We start from the raw sequence: 16,658 nt of genomic DNA on the forward strand, positions 1-16,658 counted from the left end.
ATCAAACAACGTTGCATAATATGCTACTAACAAGTTGCCTAAGTTCGCCGCTAAAAAGCGCGGCTGGGACAAATACTCACAAGGCTTCGCCTAACATCGTTCTCATTTGCCCCTTGGCAAAGCGTTAGTTGAGAAGAGCATGAAGCTATTCACTCATATCTTAATTTTTATTATTTCTATGGGCAGTCTTGTCGTTGCGTACTACACAGGACCTATAGCTAATATAGGTACTTTTGCGCCAGTGGATGAAAGTTATATTAATATCCTGCAAAAGCAATATATATACTCTGGGTTGATAACGGCATTAGCAACTTGCGTCACTGCTTATTTATTTAAAGCCAATTTAAAAATGGTGGCTGTAATTTTGCTGGTTTCTGGTTTTATCTGGGTTACATTTTCACAGCTAAGCGAGCCTGATTTTTTAACTTATTTTCTGGAATCGGTTACCGAATTCATGGCGCCTTATGTATTGGTGTGCTTAGTTGCATTAACGGTTTTATTTGGCCTCAACAAAAAATGGCCACGTTTAACATAGAAGCAACTAACAAAGTGGTCAAACACCGTTCCGCTTCGCTCCACTGGACAGAATTTAAGTCGCGGTTTTGTGGTTTTGCTGCGCAAAAGTATTCCACAAAGCCACAACTTAAATTCTGCCGTTTACCACGGCGTTAGCCACTAAGATGCATACAAACAGAAAGCTCTTTGACTTAGCTACTAAGAACTCTCAACGACTAGCTGCTAATGGGCTTCTGTCATCGTTACCTAGCCAACTCAAGTCAGAGTTTGAGAAGGCCGAGGCAATCTATCATCCAGAGTTATCAGCGTTGTTCTCGCCGGTAATCCACAAGTCTATAGAACTACATAAGAACAGCCACCTGCTGATGGCTGGCTCAAATGTTTTGCTAACGGCCTTCAAAGAAAAGGCGTTAGAGAGCTTCTTCCGCTGGGCCTCAAGGCTACCCGAAGGTGAATATGTCTTGGTCTTGGATGGCGGCAATGGGGTTGCCTTTAATGACGCTGGGTCATGGGTCTCCAGACTTCCGGGCTACGTTTTCACCCGCTCGGCAGCCATTGATGCATTTAGGGTCATGTCATTACGCGGTATCGATCAGGCGGCCATTGCTTCAAAAAACGGGCATCATGCAGCTATCCTTGAAACTAGCAGCGGTTTCCTTCCAGATGAGCCGTCAGCTAGTGAAGTGATCTATGAAGTTACTTCGTGGTGAGGCGCGACTAACAATAGGTTCAAACCATTCGCTTCGCTCACTGGGACGGGCTAAAGCCCGCCCCTTAACCAAACGTTACCCAATAGAAATTTTTTGAAATTCACCAGTTATAGCTGATGAGCTAACATGCATTTGTCTCAAAGCTGTTTGAGTTTTTAGTTGGATGATGGATTTAGTACATGATCGCTAAAATGCCTTACGATAGCCTCTTCTATCATGTCCTGTTCATCAAGGGTGAACCCTAACAACTCCCGCTGCGGATATTGTGCCGATATCCGCTCGTTTATCCGCCCTCTAAGCCCGTATTGATGCTCGGTCGCTACGCGGGAAATAAACCCCGTAAACCCAACACTGGCAGCTGATGCTGAATACTCGGCCTTTAAGTATTTTTGCCTGATGATTTTCTGGAACATCAGCTTTAGTTTAATTGCCCCTAGCCTTTTAGCCCACGTAGGCTGGGGCTTTCTAGCCTCAAATGCCGAGCCATCTGGCGCAATATTTTGCTTTATCCGCTGTGCCTGGGTGGCGCGTAGTCGTCTTGCAATATCGCGGCTTAGTTGCTTGCGCGCTGCAGGGGATAATTGTTGTATTAGCCCGTCAAACAGCTCATTCAGTCGGTTTAAATCGTCGGTGGCCATGGCACTTCAATTCCATTGGTGTAAAGCGTCCAATCAATCGCTTCGTCATTGAAAACGGGCTCAGGTAAGTGAGTCACTTCAAGCTGCATATTATCACCCGCAACAACTTTTACTCGCTCAGTTAATGCCAGCACAATTTCGATGTCAGCAGTGGTGTGATTAATGATTTCGGCTTTGAATTTAAAGCCAGTCTCGCGCTTGTCCGGGTTAAATAACAGCTCTGGTTGCTGCGCTGCAAGCCAACCTAAAATAGGCACGATGAGCGTATCAGCATGGGCGGCGTAGTCTGTCACGATTAATACGCAGTTGAATTGATACTCAAAACTCAGGTTTTGCACCGCACCGGTGGCGATGATGTTGCCGTTCTCGATGAATACGTGCAGGCAATCAGGGTTTTGTTGCAAGTGTGGAACGTGACTGGATAACAACTCACGCAGCTGCGCCGGCTTATTCATTGCGTTTCCCTTCAGTCTGGCTTAAGTCTTTGGCTTGCTGCTTAGCTTTCTGTTTAGCTTCTTGTTTAGTTTGGCACTCGATAATCATATCGATTTGTGCGGCGCAGTCATGCCAAGCCGTTTCGCAGGTATCGAGCTCACTGCTAATCCCTTGATTGCTGATGGGGTTGCTCGCCGGCAACAGACAAGGGATCACGAGTGGACAACCAACGACGGTACTCTGCACTGCCAGTAATGGCGGGGCGCTGGTGCAGCCGGCGAATAGCATCAGGCAGAACAGTATCAGCCCAGGCTTTAACATCGTTAAGTTCACGTTTTAGCTCCTCAATTTTGTTTTTCCGGTATTGGCTAGTGCTGCTTACGCTGGCTAGCTGCATTCGCAGCTCTGCCTGCGCTTGCTGGTTTTCGGCTGATAGCTGCTTTAAGTCAAAATAGGACTGTGATGTTTGTGTCAGCGATTGCAGCATTGCGCCCTGCGTCTGCTGCAATTTATTCAGTCGCTCTTGCTGCAGATAAATCACGCCCGCCATGGTGAGCGCGATCCCGATGGCGGCGACAACTAAATAGCCTGTAAATGGTTGAATAAACCGGCTAAGCAGCGACAACATTATCGGCGCCCTGCTGCTGGCTCGCGGCAGTAAACTGCTGATACGCTCGCGCTAATTTAATGTCGTAGTCATTTTCTTTGTAAGCAGGACCGTTGTAGCGCTTGGCAAATTCTGCCCATTTACGCGCTTTAAGTGCCTTATGCAAAATAGGGTCAGCCTCGATAAATTTAACTAAGGCATTGAGCTGTTCCCCCTCTGAAATATCCATAGCTTGCTTGAATGCCTGCGGAGACGGATAGCCCAAGACTTGCCAATGAAAGCCCATGATCTGAAACATGCCCCAGCTACAGGCACAAATTGCGGCCTCTGGATTAAGCTGGTACGCAATAGCAAACCGTTGATATTCACCACTGCCGCCGGTATAACCGCCACGGGCTGGGTTGCAAATATTCGGGTATTTAGCCGCAAGCTCTGCAGCAGCTGCGCCTTGTTCCAGCAGCTCGCGATAAAATACGTGTCGCTCAAATAAAATCGTGGGCCTACCACAGGCGAAAAAGCCAAAGCCGTTGGATTCCACTTCTGCCACGCTGGCCATGGCGGCAAACGAGACGCCCAGCACCATTGCAGCGTCAGCTAATTGTGAGTGGTGAATAAACTTGCTGCGGCTTTCGCCGGCGAGTAATGCCTGCGTTCTTACCCCTGCGTAGCCAGTGCGCGGTAAGTCTTGCTTGTCTTGAAATTGCTCGATGGCCTTTTGGGTTGCCTCACCAAACCAACCATCTACCGTTAATGACGCGCCAGCGGCATTGAGCCGTTGTTGTAAATCACGCACTGCCGTGCCATTACTGCCTTTTCTTAGAGTCATGTCGATTACCTATGTTTGGTTTTGAATGTTTGTGGGCGGGGAATACGCCCTAGCCTGCTGCCAGCTTTATTCGTATTGAGTTGCAGCAGATGCGCAACATTGCCCCGCACTTGGAAAATGGCGATGCAGAGCGTGGCTTTTAGAAATAGCTCCGCATAACTCGGCACTGTGGCGACGCCATACACAGTGAGAATGACCTCAATGCCTGCGGCAACGGTGATGAGATAAGCGCAAATGCTGATGAAGATTCGATGCCGCCCAGTTCGTACAAACAAAGCCAGGCGCAACACAATCAAACTACAAATAATGGCATTGATGATCAGCATCATTTCCCCCTAAGCCCGCGTAGGGCATTGAGCCAACTTTCTGGGTTATTGGTGAGTTTCATAAAATACTGCAGCATGCGCACAACACAGGCGGATGAAATTAATGCCGCCATGCCCACATTGACCTGCAAGGCATCTGGCAGTAATGCGCTCAAAGCATTGGCGGCCCAATTGGCGCACAGTACGCCGCCCAAAAATGACACAATAAACAGCCCGATACGCTGATAATTCCCCGCGGCGTCATTCGAAATAATAAACAACACTGCACCGGTAAACGCGCCGATCATGACTGCAGGTTCAGCCCCTGGCACTAATGTCAGCACGCTGGCGGTGACGACTGCAGATGTGGCTGATGTCGCTGAAATTGGCTCGCTCATCATTAATCCCATAGTTGAATAAAGTTTGGCTGTGTCGGCGCGGCCACCTGCACAGGAAGAAGTACTAGCGTACCGTTTGGCAATATAGGGCCGATGGCGGCAAGCTGCGGGTTAGCGTCTAGCACTTGCTCAGTTAACTCAGCCGTTGCCCCAAGGTATCGATAACAAATCTTATCGACGGTATCGCCCTCGATGCTGCGCACTGCCTGCAAGCTGCTCATCAGACTAATTCCATTAGATCAGTTCCACCGTGACATGGCTTTCGCCTAAGATGTCGCGGATGGCAAAACGCGCATCACGGCGAAGATCGTCAACGCTATCGCCGAGCACTTCACCCGCCTTTAGCCCCTTGGCCGTGCTATCAAAATCGCTATAACGCTCAATGAGATTGGCTTTGGTGAAGCAGTACACCGCGCGTAAATACAATTGCAAATAGATGCTCTGGCTGTTGATTTGCTCGGCTGGCACCTGTTCTAAACCGTCAAAGCCCAAGATTTGCTGCCCGATACGCCAATCCTTGAGATCACTGTTTATCTGCAGTGCTGCATTGATTGCGGAGTGCTCAAGCCGCTCATTGGTCACAGTGCCATCAAGGCGCATGGCCTCGCGCAGCTTAGCTAAATCAATATCAGGCCAAAACTCACTGTTAGTGATGGTTTTGGGTGCGCTGCTTGGTGCTGGGGCGATAAAACTCATGTTTACCTGCTTGCGGCTAGGTTGTGCGGTGGGCAGGCTTAAGTAGTGAAATTGGATAACGCTACTTGGCCAGCGCCGCACGGGTTGCGAGGGTCGCTCGGTTAACCTGCACTGCCTTGTGTTTCTGAGGACTCAGTGCTTTCGGTTGTTTGTTTGTCGGCGTTCTTAAGATCACGAGTGACTTTCTCGATAAACTTCTTCACACCCACTTTATCGTTTAGGGCTAATGCTTGTTGATAGGCGTCAAGCGCAGCGGTTAACTCGCCTTCAGCTTCAAATGCTTGCCCCATTTGACGTAGCAACTTAGCGCGCGCTTCGTCGTACATGTCGCACTCGGCCGTGAGATCAAGCACAGCCTTTAATTGCTCACTTTTTACTGGAGTTTCAGTTTCAATCACGCGCGCGGCGGTTTCGGCAATTTCTTCGGTAATGGTGCAAGCCAGATTGCGCTCAAAACGGTCTGGCATAACCAGATCATGTTTAAGCGCGTATGCGGCCAGCTCAATGGCGCGGTCGATATTGCCGACATCGATATGCCACAGCAGTACAGTGACGAACACTTCATCCTGCACGCCACTGTCGCCCTTAATGGTGCCATCGATATAGGCATCATATTCAGGCAAGAACTGCGACTTAGCCTGCAGCTTACGTGCGAGCGCCTGCACCGTTTTTAAGATGCGGCGATGCTCGGTAAGCTGCATGAGCATGAGCTCGTAAGTGTTTTCGGAGCGAGCGCTTAAGGGGGAATCCGTTCCCCGCGCTGCCGCTAACACGCCATGAAAGCGTTTATGGGCGGGTGATGTCATGGCTATGCTCCCATCTCAATGTTTTCGGCAAACGCTGTGCAGCCATAATCTTCAACCACATAGGCATCGTTTGATGATTCGTAGTTTTCAATTTGGTCACGTTTAGGGTTGTCAATCACACTGCGACGGCGAGCGCCTTCTTGCCAATACAGGCTTAAGTTATCCAGGCGCGTGACCAGCAAGGCGTTAGCAGGGAAATGCGGTACACGCACGGCACCTAATCCACCAATGCGTTTTTGGCTGATGATCATGTCAGCGGCCATGGTTTCTGTGGGGACGTTGTCTTTGTTGATAATCGGGAAGTACTTATCGGCCAGCAGCTTACGGCCACAAATCACAACCAGCTCAGTATCGTCTTGATGCCATGGGTCAATCATGTTGTTAACCATGTCGAATACCAAAGCATCGAGGTTGGCGTAATCGGTGCCGATAACAATTTTACCTGAGCCTTCAACCACTTCTGCCATATGGCGCTGCGGTGCATGCTGGCGAATTTTTTTCAGCCAGCCGATGTTCACATCTTGCAGCAATGGGTTATTTGCGCGGTTAGAGGTAGCCGCACGGCTGGTGCCGTTAAAGCCAATCATGATGCGGTCGAGTGCTTGCTGTTTCAGAATGGCATCACGAATGCGCGCCTGAAAATCAGGGAACTTGGCCCACATATCGATTTTGGCGTAGCGAAGCGCCGTATCGAAGTTGGTTTGGGTACAGTCATAACCCAGTGCATCTAAATCGGTTGGGTCGATGGCTTGGCGATCGCTTTGGGTCGTATCGGTTGTGCCAGCAATCGTACCGTTAACGCCAAGTCCTAACTTTTCGCCTGACTTTTCGGTGACAGGTACAACGTTAATCATCGTCAAGAACTGCGAGCTTTCTTGCATTCGCGTTTCTAACGTCTGCTGGATTGTTGGTTCAACAGTAAATTTGGCGGTTGCTGTTTCTACGCCATTGAGCGTGGCGACTTGGCCTAGGTAACCGTTAAAAAGTGTACGGGTGGTATTGCGCATGTTTGCTCCTTAGCAATCGGTTTTCATGTTGGTGTCGCCACCGGTTGCGGTTGAACGTCGTTGGCCTTGTGGCTCTTCTTTTTCGAGCTGCGTCTTAAGCGCATTGAATTGCGTACTGAGCTCATCAAAATCCGTTTGCAACTTATTGAAGTTGTTAACGGATTTATCAAGCTTGTTGGTGAACTCATCACCCGCGGCGGTTACTGTTTTGGCGATTTCTTCAACGGCCTGATGCACATCGGCAAAGTCGGTTTTGGCTTCTGCCTTGTTTTTACCGAGCATCGCTTTAACCTTGGCAAATAGCCCGGGCTCGTCGCTGACCTCTTCAAATTCAAAATCCACTTCCACTGCAGAGGTAAATAAGTTTTCGGGGCGTTGCTTGCGCGAGTTAAGCGGGTTGTCTTTGCAGGTTGCGGAGAACGCCAGCATTTCAGTGCCAAGGGATGCGGGGGAATCTGTTACTGCCAAGCCTGAGAGATAGCATTTGCCTGTTTTGGCAAAGTCGGGATCAATCTCGACACTGGTATACACTTTCTGCTTTTTCTGGTTCATGGCGATCAGCTCGTCTGTTGGCTCGATTTGCGCGAACAGAGTTAATTTGCCATCGACTTCTTCAGCCTTTACCGCGGTCACATCGCCATAAGCTTTAAAGGCGCTGTCGGGGGTAATACCGCGAATATGCTCAAGCCAAATACGGGCGCCATACTTTGCGGTGTTATAGGTTTCTACAATATCGGTGATCCACTGACGCTCAACGACTCGGCCGTCGGTCGTATGTCCTTCAGTAAATACACGGAAAAATTTCGATTTCTTAGCCATTTTGTCGCCCTTTGGGGTTGAATTAGGTCTGTTAACTGCTGCCTGTATGGTCAAGAGCAAGGCGATGATGGGCAAGGGCTTCGGGCGGTATAAGGAAACCGATACCGCTTAAACAGCAGGGTTTTCGGTATTGGGCTATTTACACTGGCGCCATGAAACTGAATCCCCAAATCTCTACAGATAAGAATCAACGCCAATCTGCCAAAAACCTTTTTTGGCAAGGTTGGGCTGTCCGCGAGATTAGCCAGCATTTACAACTGCCTGAAAGTACCGTGTCGAGTTGGAAAAAACGCGATGCCTGGGAAGATGCCAAACCCATTGACAGAGTGGACTCTGCGCTTGAAATGCGCATGCTGCAGCTCATCAACAAAGAGGATAAAGACGGTAAGGATTTTAAGGAGATAGACCTACTCGGTCGGCAGCTGGAGCGTATTGCCCGCATCACTCGCTATCACAATGGCGGCAATGAGGCAGACCTCAATCCAAACGTACAAAACCGCAATGCTGGACCTAAAAAGCCGCCGGTGAAGAACCATGTGAGCGAAGAGGATTTGGAAAAGCTGATTGAAGCGTTCCAAGGCTCGATGTTTGCCTATCAAAAGGAATGGTACACAGCAGGACTCACCCAGCGTATACGCAACATCTTAAAGTCTCGCCAAATTGGTGCGACGTACTTTTTTGCCCATGAAGCCATTATTGATGCCTTAGTAACGGGCCGTAACCAAATCTTTTTATCGGCCAGTAAAGCGCAAGCCCATGTGTTTAAGCAGTACATCATTCAGTTCGTGAAGGATGTCACCGGCATTGAACTTAAGGGCGACCCGATTGTGCTGCACAATGGCGCCATTCTGTACTTTTTGGGCACCAATGCCAGAACAGCCCAGTCTTACCACGGCAATCTCTATCTTGATGAGTACTTCTGGATCCACAAGTTCCAAGAGTTCCGCAAGGTCGCTTCAGGTATGGCTATCCATGCCAAATGGCGCCAAACCTACATTTCTACCCCGTCATCGATTACCCACGACGCCTACCCGTTTTGGACTGGCACATTGTTCAACCGTGGCCGCCCTAAAGCCGATCGCATTGAGATTGATGTTAGCCATAGTGCCCTAGCAAATGGCCGTAGGTGTGAGGATGGCCAATGGCGGCAAGTGGTAACGGTCGATGATGCTATCCGCAAAGGTTGCAACTTATTCGACCCCGATACGCTGCACTTAGAGTACAGCCCTGACGAATATTCAAACCTGCTGATGTGCGAATTCATCGACGACACTATGTCGGTGTTCCCTATGGTGATGATGCAGCGCTGCATGGTTGACTCGTGGGAAGTGTGGACAGACTACAAGCCCTTTGCACCAAGACCGCTGGCGCACCGTGAAGTGTGGATTGGTTACGACCCGAACAAAGGCGGCAAAGGTGATAGCGCAGGTTGCATTGTGATCTGCCCACCTGCTGTGCCAGGCGGTAAGTTCCGTGTGATAGAAAAACACCGTTGGAACGGGATGGACTTTGAGGCACAGGCCAAAGCAATTCAGGATATCTGCAATAAATACAATGTGACTTTTATCGGTATCGATACCACTGGCCTTGGTGAGGCAGTGTATCAACTGGTGAAGAAGTTTTTCCCGCAGGTCACGCCATTCCTCTACAACCCTGTGCTGAAAAGTCAGATGGTGATCAAGGCCTATGACGTGATCAGCAAAGGCCGCTTGGAATATGACGCAGGTTGGACCGACCTCGCCCAAGCATTTATGAGCATTCGTAAAACCCTGACAGCCAACGGCAAACAAGTTACCTATGAATCCGCTCGCAGCGAAGAAATTAGCCACGCCGATATCGCGTGGGCGGCAATGCATGCACTTTACAATGAGCCACTGGATACCAGCGGCACCAGTACATCGACGTTGGAGATTTACGACTAATGGCAAAATATAGAAAGGCTCGAACCATAGCAGCCAAACCGCAAGAGCAGCAAGGGCCGCAAGAGCAACGAATTGAGACCTTTACCTTTGGCGACCCTATGCCAGTGCTGAGCCAGCGGGAGATTTTCGACTATCTTGAGGCCATGTCTAACGGCAAGTACTATGAGCCGCCGCTGTCCTTGACGGGCCTAAGTCGCATTTATCGGGCGTCGGTGCATCATGCCAGCGCGATTCAGGTAAAGCGCAACATTCTAAAAAGTTGTTTTATCCCGCATCCTAAGCTCAGCCTGTATGACTTTTCCGCCATTGTGCTCGACTATTTGGTTTTTGATAATGCCTATGTGCAAGTCATTAAAAATCGCCTTGGCGGTGCATTGAAGTATCAAGCCTCGCCGGCTAAATATACTCGAGTAGGCATTAAACCTAATCAGTATTGGTGGGTACCTAATTTTCACGAGGAAATGGAGTTTCCCGAAGCATCAATCTTTCATGTAAAAGATCCAGACCTAAACCAAGAGGTTTATGGTATCCCCGACTATGTGGCCAGTATGAACTCATCGCTGTTAAATGAAAGTGCGACCCTGTTTAGGCGTCGATACTATGAGAACGGTAGTCACGCTGGTTTTATCATGTACCTTACCGACTCAACCGTGAACGAGAAAGATGTCGCCAAGCTGCGTGAATCCCTAAGAAACAGCAAAGGCCCTGGCAACTTCCGCAACTTGTTTTTGCATGCACCAGGTGGCAATAAGGACGGGATCAAATTAATCCCTGTGGCAGAGGTCGCCGCTAATGACGAGTTCCTGAGTATTAAGAACGTCAGCCGTGACGACCAACTGGCATCCCACCGCGTACCGCCTCAACTCATGGGGATTGTGCCCAACAATACCGGCGGCTTTGGTGATGCCGGCAAGGCAGCACAGGTATTTGATGCTAACGAGCTGGATTGCATTCGCCAATCACTACTGGCCATCAACGACTGGGCCGGCGAAGAGATAGTCCGCTTCAAGCCTTACCAACTGGCGGTCGCAACCGAAGCCAAGTAACTATCGGAACACCATTACCATCAACCGCCCTCGGGCGGTTTTTTGTTGCCTGCGATTTACCCCCACTTCTAACCCAGCGCGCGCCGTCAGACCCACGCCACGCCTGCGCGCTTTGTCGGGTGAAAAAAACGCAGTAACGCAATCAATGAAAACCGCGCCAGCGCTTGCTGCTTTCACTGGTAAAGTCCCGCTACAAAAAACGCAAAAAAACGCGATTGCGATCATTTAGCGATCCACGCGATCCACGCGATCCATTTAAAATCATGGTCAGTTTGCGCTCAATTTTCACCTATTGCCACCTATACCTAAATTGATATAACGCTCTATTGGATTCGAGCTGCGTAATATCTAATCCGCTAAAAATCGCATCAAAAACGAAACAAACAATAAACTTTTTTGGTTACGAATCACTATCAAAAATTTTTAAGCTTGTTCCCAAGCGGTTCGTGCTTTCTCAAATTTCATAAGCTTTTCATGCTCCTTTTTTTCTTGAATACATTTCGATCTCTCATCAATTATTTTTTGCATATTTTTAAGCTTAGATATGCAAACATCAGGCATTTTCATAAATTCTATGACATCTTGATGATTGAGCTTAGGGTTGTCGTCTCTCAACCATCGATTATATTTATCATCTACGAGAACTTGCTGGGTAATGTTCTTTATAAACAAGTCCACATAAGACTTTAACTCTATAGGATATTTTTTCTCGATAATATCATGTGTAGTATAAGTAATAGGTAGTGAGTGAAGTGAGTGAAGTGATGTTAAAAAAACATAGCTATGTTTTTCTCTAAATTCATTTACGGAATATTTTAAATTTTTAATTTCACCCTCCACTTTACAACGCAAACTTTTTTTAAAAATAGAAAGATCACCGCCACTAGAAGTGATTAAATAAATGGTTGTTGGAAAGTATTTTACAAATTCAGAAACTATCTTATCAGGCACTTTATCCCAAAATGAATACAACTCTTCGAAAAACTCATCCAGTGTTTTATTGTATGACTCTTGAAGAACATTACTGGTTTCCATTTTAAACCTCATTAAAGCTTAACAGATGATTGGACTCCATCCAGATGGTTAAACTTGACATTGGCTAGCACCTATCATTTGGAGTCATATAGTTATGAGCAATGCTACGACAATTTATGTCACTTTGGCAAAAGATGTCTTGATGCCAGTCAGCTTAAGCAATACCTCAAACTGTTCTGCACTTTCACAACCTTGAATCAGTGTTTTCATGCTGAATACTCCATAGTATTTCCCCACGACTGCATTTCTGAGACGAGTTCATCTAGAGGAAGATCCCTAATTTCGCGATATCGATACGGTTCGTTGCGCAGTTGGCCATCATCAACCCACCATTCCCCGCCATCGGCATCCATCACCCGACAACCATCGAACAGTAAACGCTCAATGTTGGCAGGGTCAGTAATACCGACCTGCGCAAGGTGCCTGATAATTCGGCTATCAACCTCCTCCAAAACAGGGTCTGTACAGTTATTCCTACAAGTCCAAGGAGAGCCAAAAGGCAACGGCAACAGCGCCATGCTCCACTTCGGCATGGCGTCTTTGAGTTCTTTTCTTGAAAGCCGGCTTTCAGTATTCATGGCGCGATTAACGGTAAATAAATCTTTGCGGCGTTGCTTAAGTGCTTTGTATGCGTCTTGCTCTTCGTCAGTTGCTTTGCGCAATTTCCAGCGCTCGCCACGGGTGATGATTAAGCGCTTTTTACCAAAAGCGATGCCGTTAATGCCCTGCACGCGCTTTGTTACTTCGCCGTATTGGTTGCCCTCAGGGGTGAGTTCATAATTGAGTGACAGTTGTGCATGCTTCATCGCTTCTTCATAACCTTTCCAATCCGAGCTACAAGCTGCAGCCCTTACCGCTTCAATCTCAGGCGATTGCGGGCCTACTTTCAGCCGGCGCAATTCGCGCCATATCTGTACCGACTCAGCACCATAAAACTGGTACTGCCGAATGCCGTATCGACTGGCCCACGCCGCGATACGGGCAGAAGCCGCCTCAATAGTTTGGCCGGACTCCAGTTCAAGCTCTTGCTGGCCATGCATGTGATCACCTGGAATACCTTTAAGCAGGTACTTGATAAAGTAACCTGCAATGCCGCTTTTGCCGTTAGCATCTTTTCTGATTGGCTCTATCTTTAACCTGTGCTCTGCCGCACCTGGTTCATCGCCATCAACCTGATAGGCGTACTTGGTAATAATGTCCTTCACTGCCGCTTCATGCTCAGGCTTAATCACCCACGCCATATGCCAATGTGGCGTCGAGTCTTTGTGCGGTTCTGCGACACGAAACCCTAAAAATGGAATGTTGCGATAACCCAATGCTGAACGCATTTTGGCAAAGGTATTAACGAGGTATTTCTGTGCTCGCTTGGCGTTGCCAAGATCCCACTTATGTGAATTTGAATGGTATTTACTCGGGCAAGTAAGCGTTACCGCCAGCGCAATCATGCCTGCAGCCTCGGCGATTTCTTCTAAGCCGCGATTACGCACAATCAGCTCTGTGACACGGTTTGTCGGGTTGGCGTTGCCCGCCATCGCCGCTTCAATCAGCGGTAAGATTATCCCGTCATCATTTTCAATCATGGTGCTTTCAAGCCACTGCATGGCCGTCTTTTGCTGTGACTGCCACTCACTAAAGCATTCATCGCTGATAAAGGGGGTTTTCTGGGTGATGAGGCCAACTGCTAGGCAAAGGTGTTCGCAACACTGATCCCGCAATTTTAATAGCTTCTTGCCCCACCATTTTGGGCAGGTCATCCGTAATATTGCGCACTCAGCCGCTTCATTAATGTGGTCAACGTGTGCCGCTTGCCAGTATGGCGGCTCGATGCTCCATGTTTTGCAGAGTTCGGCGGCAGCGTCATAGGCGTAAAAATAAGCCATATCACTGTGGTCAGCTGCGGCAATCGCTTTAACCTGCACCATGCAAGCGTCGGCCATTTGTGATGCTACCTGCTTAAGCTCAGTCGATTTGCGATGGCGTAACAATCTAAATGCACTAAATGGCGAGGCCGCAACTAATGCGCGGCTTTCAGGGGGCAAATCCTCATTATCATCAAGCTCCTGCGCTGAGTGCTTTACAAACTTCATACCCGATATTTTATGAAATGGGTACTTATGCCAAACCACTGTTAACTTTTTAATGGTTTCGCGTAAATACGCCGAGCCAGCAGCAATGCCACCACTATTAACACGTTGCTGATAGGTATTTTGTACTTTATTGCGCACATGGAATGACAGCGGCGCAAGCATTTCAAACCCTTTTGCCGCGGTAAAACGCTCTGCTGGCTTATCGAAAATAGCCTGATACAAGCGAGTGGTATCAACCTTTTCCCGCACGCCAACAACCTCATCCTGCCACAAGTCCACCGGTACGGCAGGCATACGCTCAGCCGCAACAGCAAATGCTGCCAGTACGTCATCAGCAAGCGGCGTTGGCAAATGCTGCAAACGCCGCTTAAAAGGAAGTTGATGAGAAGTGGTGCGCGCGCTCATTGAGGGTTACAGCTCTCACTCGTTGTCTTACTGAAGTTGCTATGTGAAGTAACGGTTGAAACGTGACACGCTGCACCTAAAGTGCACTCGAACGGCTCCTTAATCGTTCTAGCGATTTTTTTAGCCAGCAACACTTCACCACAGCCAAGCGACTGCCAGTAAAGGCAATCAAGCGCGCCAAATACCTCTGCCAGTTTGATTAAACTCAGCTCAGTTGGGTCCTCGTGATGCTGCCTAAACAGAGTCAGCAGGTCTTCCCGACGGGAACGAAAGTGCCTGAGTAAATGCGCGAAACGGTGCGACTTTTTAGCCATGACTCAGCCACCATTTTTAGAGTGAGTGGGACGACTAAATTCAGTGACGGATTGATGATCATTCATAGCTCACCGTCCTGTAATTCACTTAGGCTAATGCCCAGTTCTTTGGCTAACGCCATATCTTCAATACGGCGAGTCCGTGCGCGTTCTGCACGTTTTGCATCGCTCACCTTGCAGCGGCTGGCATAAGGCAAACCGTCACTGCGCAAACCCGCAGGGTGACGACCATTAAAAATAGCGCGTGGTGCAGAGCCCAGTTCGGCGAGTATTTGGCGCTGATTTGAATGCGACGGGCTCATGCGTGCACTCCCTGCGGCAATGGCCGTTTGAACAGCACCAAATCCCACATCGATTGTTTAGAAACAGACTTACCGTTAATGGCTACGACCTTGACCTTGCGATTGGGTAAAGGCGTCACCACGCACTGATATTTTTTTGAAGAACGAATGTTCGATAACTTGCCCGACGCACTCGCGGCCGAAATACCTAACTCGGCGGCTAACGTGCCGGCGCTGTAAAACTTGCCAGTGGCTAACATTCGTTCTGCTGCGGCTAACGTACACATGTCTAATCCTCCCCTTCGTTTTCCTGCGCTTCTTTAATGCAGCTTGGGCAGGCAACAGAACAGCTTTCATCGCTGGTTTCGTAGCTATGCCAACCCTGAGATGCTGCCATTGCTGCTGCATCCCCAACGCTGGCATCAATTTCACTGGCGGCTAGATGGAGTTGTTTTTCACACATGAAACAGGTGATCACATAAAGCGAGACAACTCTGATTTCAGATAACTCGACATTGGCTAATTTCATACTACCCCCTGCTTTTAGTGTTCAGACTCGGCCATCATTTCTTCATGTAGCCGCTCAAGCTCATCGCCCAGCTCGCTACACGCGTGGTATAGAAAGGAATCGCCCAGCACCAATAACGCAACGCGCTCAAGCCCTGCCGCCATACCGCGATAACGTGCAGCACTGATAGGGTTTGCATCCGCGAGCGCATCACCATGGCGGGTATGCACATCCACCATTAGCCGACGCATGCTGCTGTGATAATGATTGTTAAGGTCAAAATTAAATTGGTTCATAAAGGCATTAGCCTCCTGCGCTGTGGTCAGCGCCGACAAAATTAGGGCGGGTGCTTGAATTAAAGGGGAAGTTACTGTTATGCTTTGTTTCATCATTTGATGTGCCTCATTAAGTGATATAGGCCATAACTGTTAGCGCAGTTGTGGCTTTGTTTTTTCTGCTACTCTGGTTTTTCGTTTACCAACCTCATTCCCAAAATACTTACTGCGTAGATACGCAATCGCGCGGCGGCTCTTCTCCAACTTTGCTTCACTAAACTCTGCAAAAGCCGGTACTTGTACCCAATCAGGTACTTCAATCGTGGTGCCTTTTATTTGCCGATAACTCATAAATCCTCCTGCGTTGCCGTGCCTATAAGCTGTTGTATTAGCGCTTGGCTTGCTGAATCGTGTCCCAGTCTTTACGCGATAACGCATACTGGCTGTCCATGTACGCCGCCAAATCCTGCACATTCACCAGCGAGGGTGAGCGCTCCGAGTCGCGCAACTTAAAGGTCGGGAACGGCAAATCTTGCGCCTTGGCCTTTTGCTCTGCGGTTTTAGGGGTTAAGCCTAAAAACTCGTCACTAATATCCTTAAGTGCCACCACTGGTGACTCAAAACGCGCCAGTAATGCAAAGGCCATATTCATTGCTGCATTCCTTCCTTGCTGCCCTTGACTAGGTTTTTCTCATGGTCGGCTAATAACTGATCAACGGTGACTTCGTTATTTGTAAGCGCCGCAATTCTCTGGATGTATTTAGCTGGTGCTTGTCCATGACGATGCACCCAGTTCCAGACAGCGGTTTGATGCGTTTCTAGATGGCGGGCTAATTTCGTTTGCCCGCCAATAATGTTTACTGCTTTTTTAATAGAAGACATACATGCCTCACCAGCCCTGTTAACCACTTTTTTATATATTACGATCGCTTTATTTTGTTGTAAACACTTTTTGTTGTTATTTGGCGCAGCGTTCAACCAATAATATATATTTTTTCTCTTATACACCTCACCGAGCCCAC

The 16,658-nt window shown here is 48.4% G+C and carries 25 protein-coding genes and 1 pseudogene; 4 read left to right on the plus strand and 22 right to left on the minus strand.

The genetic code is table 11. The features are described 5' to 3' along the window. Positions 1-139 precede the first annotated feature (139 nt). Both KFE26_RS21955 and KFE26_RS21960 read left to right on the plus strand, forming a co-directional pair. A complete protein-coding gene (locus KFE26_RS21955; protein ID WP_212601717.1) occupies positions 140-535 on the plus strand; it encodes a hypothetical protein in 396 nt (131 codons plus the stop codon). A 145-nt stretch (positions 536-680) separates the two neighbouring features. After that, a complete protein-coding gene (locus tag KFE26_RS21960; RefSeq protein ID WP_173497371.1) occupies positions 681-1,226 on the plus strand; it encodes a hypothetical protein in 546 nt (181 codons plus the stop codon). 155 nt (positions 1,227-1,381) lie between these two features. Here the strand turns inward: KFE26_RS21960 and KFE26_RS21965 are convergent, their stop codons facing one another. The 12 genes and pseudogenes from KFE26_RS21965 to KFE26_RS22020 all read right to left on the minus strand — a co-directional run bounded on the left by KFE26_RS21965 (position 1,382) and on the right by KFE26_RS22020 (position 7,763). After that, positions 1,382-1,864 (minus strand): phage virion morphogenesis protein, encoded by a 483-nt coding sequence (locus KFE26_RS21965; protein WP_212601718.1) that lies wholly within the window; start codon positions 1,862-1,864, stop codon positions 1,382-1,384. Next, a complete protein-coding gene (locus KFE26_RS21970; RefSeq protein WP_212601719.1) occupies positions 1,846-2,319 on the minus strand; it encodes a phage tail protein in 474 nt (157 codons plus the stop codon). Before KFE26_RS21970 ends, KFE26_RS21965 begins: the two co-directional genes overlap by 19 nt. Continuing rightward, positions 2,312-2,557, minus strand: a pseudogene (gene lysC / locus KFE26_RS21975) (Rz1-like lysis system protein LysC); the annotation flags it as partial. The gene KFE26_RS21970 and the pseudogene lysC, both read right to left, overlap by 8 nt. Further along, positions 2,463-2,927 carry an Rz-like lysis system protein LysB gene (lysB, locus tag KFE26_RS21980; RefSeq protein WP_212601721.1) on the minus strand — a complete coding sequence of 155 codons (465 nt, stop codon included), beginning with the start codon at positions 2,925-2,927 and terminating at the stop codon, positions 2,463-2,465. The gene lysB and the pseudogene lysC, both read right to left, overlap by 95 nt. After that, a complete protein-coding gene (locus KFE26_RS21985) occupies positions 2,911-3,732 on the minus strand; it encodes an N-acetylmuramidase family protein (RefSeq protein ID WP_212601722.1) in 822 nt (273 codons plus the stop codon). Before KFE26_RS21985 ends, lysB begins: the two co-directional genes overlap by 17 nt. 5 nt (positions 3,733-3,737) lie before the next feature. Then, complete coding sequence (locus tag KFE26_RS21990) at positions 3,738-4,058, minus strand: phage holin family protein (RefSeq protein WP_212601723.1); 321 nt, start codon at positions 4,056-4,058, stop codon at positions 3,738-3,740. Then, a complete protein-coding gene (locus KFE26_RS21995; RefSeq protein ID WP_012197334.1) occupies positions 4,058-4,435 on the minus strand; it encodes a putative holin in 378 nt (125 codons plus the stop codon). Before KFE26_RS21995 ends, KFE26_RS21990 begins: the two co-directional genes overlap by 1 nt. 2 nt (positions 4,436-4,437) lie before the next feature. After that, positions 4,438-4,656, minus strand: coding sequence for a tail protein X (locus tag KFE26_RS22000; protein WP_212601724.1), 219 nt, complete (start codon positions 4,654-4,656; stop codon positions 4,438-4,440). Between the two features lie 13 nt (positions 4,657-4,669). Next, complete coding sequence (locus KFE26_RS22005; RefSeq protein WP_212601725.1) at positions 4,670-5,131, minus strand: head completion/stabilization protein; 462 nt, start codon at positions 5,129-5,131, stop codon at positions 4,670-4,672. 101 nt (positions 5,132-5,232) lie between these two features. Then, positions 5,233-5,937 (minus strand): phage terminase small subunit, encoded by a 705-nt coding sequence (gene gpM, locus KFE26_RS22010; RefSeq protein WP_212601726.1) that lies wholly within the window; start codon positions 5,935-5,937, stop codon positions 5,233-5,235. Between the two features lie 2 nt (positions 5,938-5,939). Next, positions 5,940-6,944: a phage major capsid protein, P2 family gene (locus KFE26_RS22015; RefSeq protein WP_115407010.1), complete on the minus strand. Its 1,005-nt coding sequence runs from the start codon at positions 6,942-6,944 to the stop codon at positions 5,940-5,942. 9 nt (positions 6,945-6,953) lie between these two features. After that, positions 6,954-7,763 carry a GPO family capsid scaffolding protein gene (locus tag KFE26_RS22020; RefSeq protein ID WP_212601727.1) on the minus strand — a complete coding sequence of 270 codons (810 nt, stop codon included), beginning with the start codon at positions 7,761-7,763 and terminating at the stop codon, positions 6,954-6,956. 158 nt (positions 7,764-7,921) lie between these two features. On the opposite strand from KFE26_RS22020, the gene KFE26_RS22025 reads away from it, so the two are divergent. Further along, on the plus strand, positions 7,922-9,685 hold the full coding sequence (locus KFE26_RS22025) for a terminase ATPase subunit family protein (RefSeq protein ID WP_212601734.1): 1,764 nt from the start codon (positions 7,922-7,924) through the stop codon (positions 9,683-9,685). After that, the gene (locus KFE26_RS22030) at positions 9,685-10,731 is read left to right on the plus strand and encodes a phage portal protein (protein ID WP_212601728.1); all 1,047 of its coding nucleotides are present in this window, start codon (positions 9,685-9,687) and stop codon (positions 10,729-10,731) included. Before KFE26_RS22025 ends, KFE26_RS22030 begins: the two co-directional genes overlap by 1 nt. 423 nt (positions 10,732-11,154) lie before the next feature. On the opposite strand, the gene KFE26_RS22035 is transcribed toward KFE26_RS22030, so the two are convergent. The 10 genes from KFE26_RS22035 to KFE26_RS24350 all read right to left on the minus strand — a co-directional run. Further along, positions 11,155-11,766 carry a hypothetical protein gene (locus KFE26_RS22035; RefSeq protein WP_212601729.1) on the minus strand — a complete coding sequence of 204 codons (612 nt, stop codon included), beginning with the start codon at positions 11,764-11,766 and terminating at the stop codon, positions 11,155-11,157. A gap of 206 nt (positions 11,767-11,972) precedes the next feature. Continuing rightward, the gene (locus KFE26_RS22040) at positions 11,973-14,258 is read right to left on the minus strand and encodes a replication endonuclease (protein WP_212601730.1); all 2,286 of its coding nucleotides are present in this window, start codon (positions 14,256-14,258) and stop codon (positions 11,973-11,975) included. After that, a complete protein-coding gene (locus tag KFE26_RS22045; protein ID WP_212601731.1) occupies positions 14,255-14,572 on the minus strand; it encodes a hypothetical protein in 318 nt (105 codons plus the stop codon). Before KFE26_RS22045 ends, KFE26_RS22040 begins: the two co-directional genes overlap by 4 nt. Before the next feature lie 62 nt (positions 14,573-14,634). Beyond that, complete coding sequence (locus KFE26_RS22050) at positions 14,635-14,874, minus strand: hypothetical protein (RefSeq protein WP_212601732.1); 240 nt, start codon at positions 14,872-14,874, stop codon at positions 14,635-14,637. After that, entirely contained in the window at positions 14,871-15,140 is a 270-nt protein-coding gene (locus KFE26_RS22055) for a hypothetical protein (RefSeq protein WP_115407002.1), read from the minus strand. The genes KFE26_RS22050 and KFE26_RS22055 overlap by 4 nt, the downstream gene beginning before the upstream one ends. A gap of 2 nt (positions 15,141-15,142) precedes the next feature. Beyond that, the gene (locus KFE26_RS22060; RefSeq protein WP_012197348.1) at positions 15,143-15,382 is read right to left on the minus strand and encodes a hypothetical protein; all 240 of its coding nucleotides are present in this window, start codon (positions 15,380-15,382) and stop codon (positions 15,143-15,145) included. 14 nt (positions 15,383-15,396) lie between these two features. Next, positions 15,397-15,753 (minus strand): hypothetical protein, encoded by a 357-nt coding sequence (locus KFE26_RS22065; protein WP_212601733.1) that lies wholly within the window; start codon positions 15,751-15,753, stop codon positions 15,397-15,399. Between the two features lie 36 nt (positions 15,754-15,789). Further along, positions 15,790-15,987 (minus strand): hypothetical protein, encoded by a 198-nt coding sequence (locus tag KFE26_RS22070; protein ID WP_115406999.1) that lies wholly within the window; start codon positions 15,985-15,987, stop codon positions 15,790-15,792. Between the two features lie 37 nt (positions 15,988-16,024). Then, positions 16,025-16,288, minus strand: a complete 264-nt coding sequence (locus KFE26_RS22075; RefSeq protein ID WP_113939957.1) for a pyocin activator PrtN family protein — start codon at positions 16,286-16,288, stop codon at positions 16,025-16,027. Continuing rightward, positions 16,285-16,658: YdaS family helix-turn-helix protein (locus KFE26_RS24350; RefSeq protein ID WP_311981443.1), on the minus strand; the 374-nt coding region annotated here is incomplete at its 5' end. The genes KFE26_RS22075 and KFE26_RS24350, both read right to left, overlap by 4 nt.

The organism is Shewanella sp. M16, from assembly GCF_018224605.1.
In the GTDB taxonomy this organism is placed as follows: Bacteria; Pseudomonadota; Gammaproteobacteria; order Enterobacterales; family Shewanellaceae; genus Shewanella; species Shewanella oncorhynchi.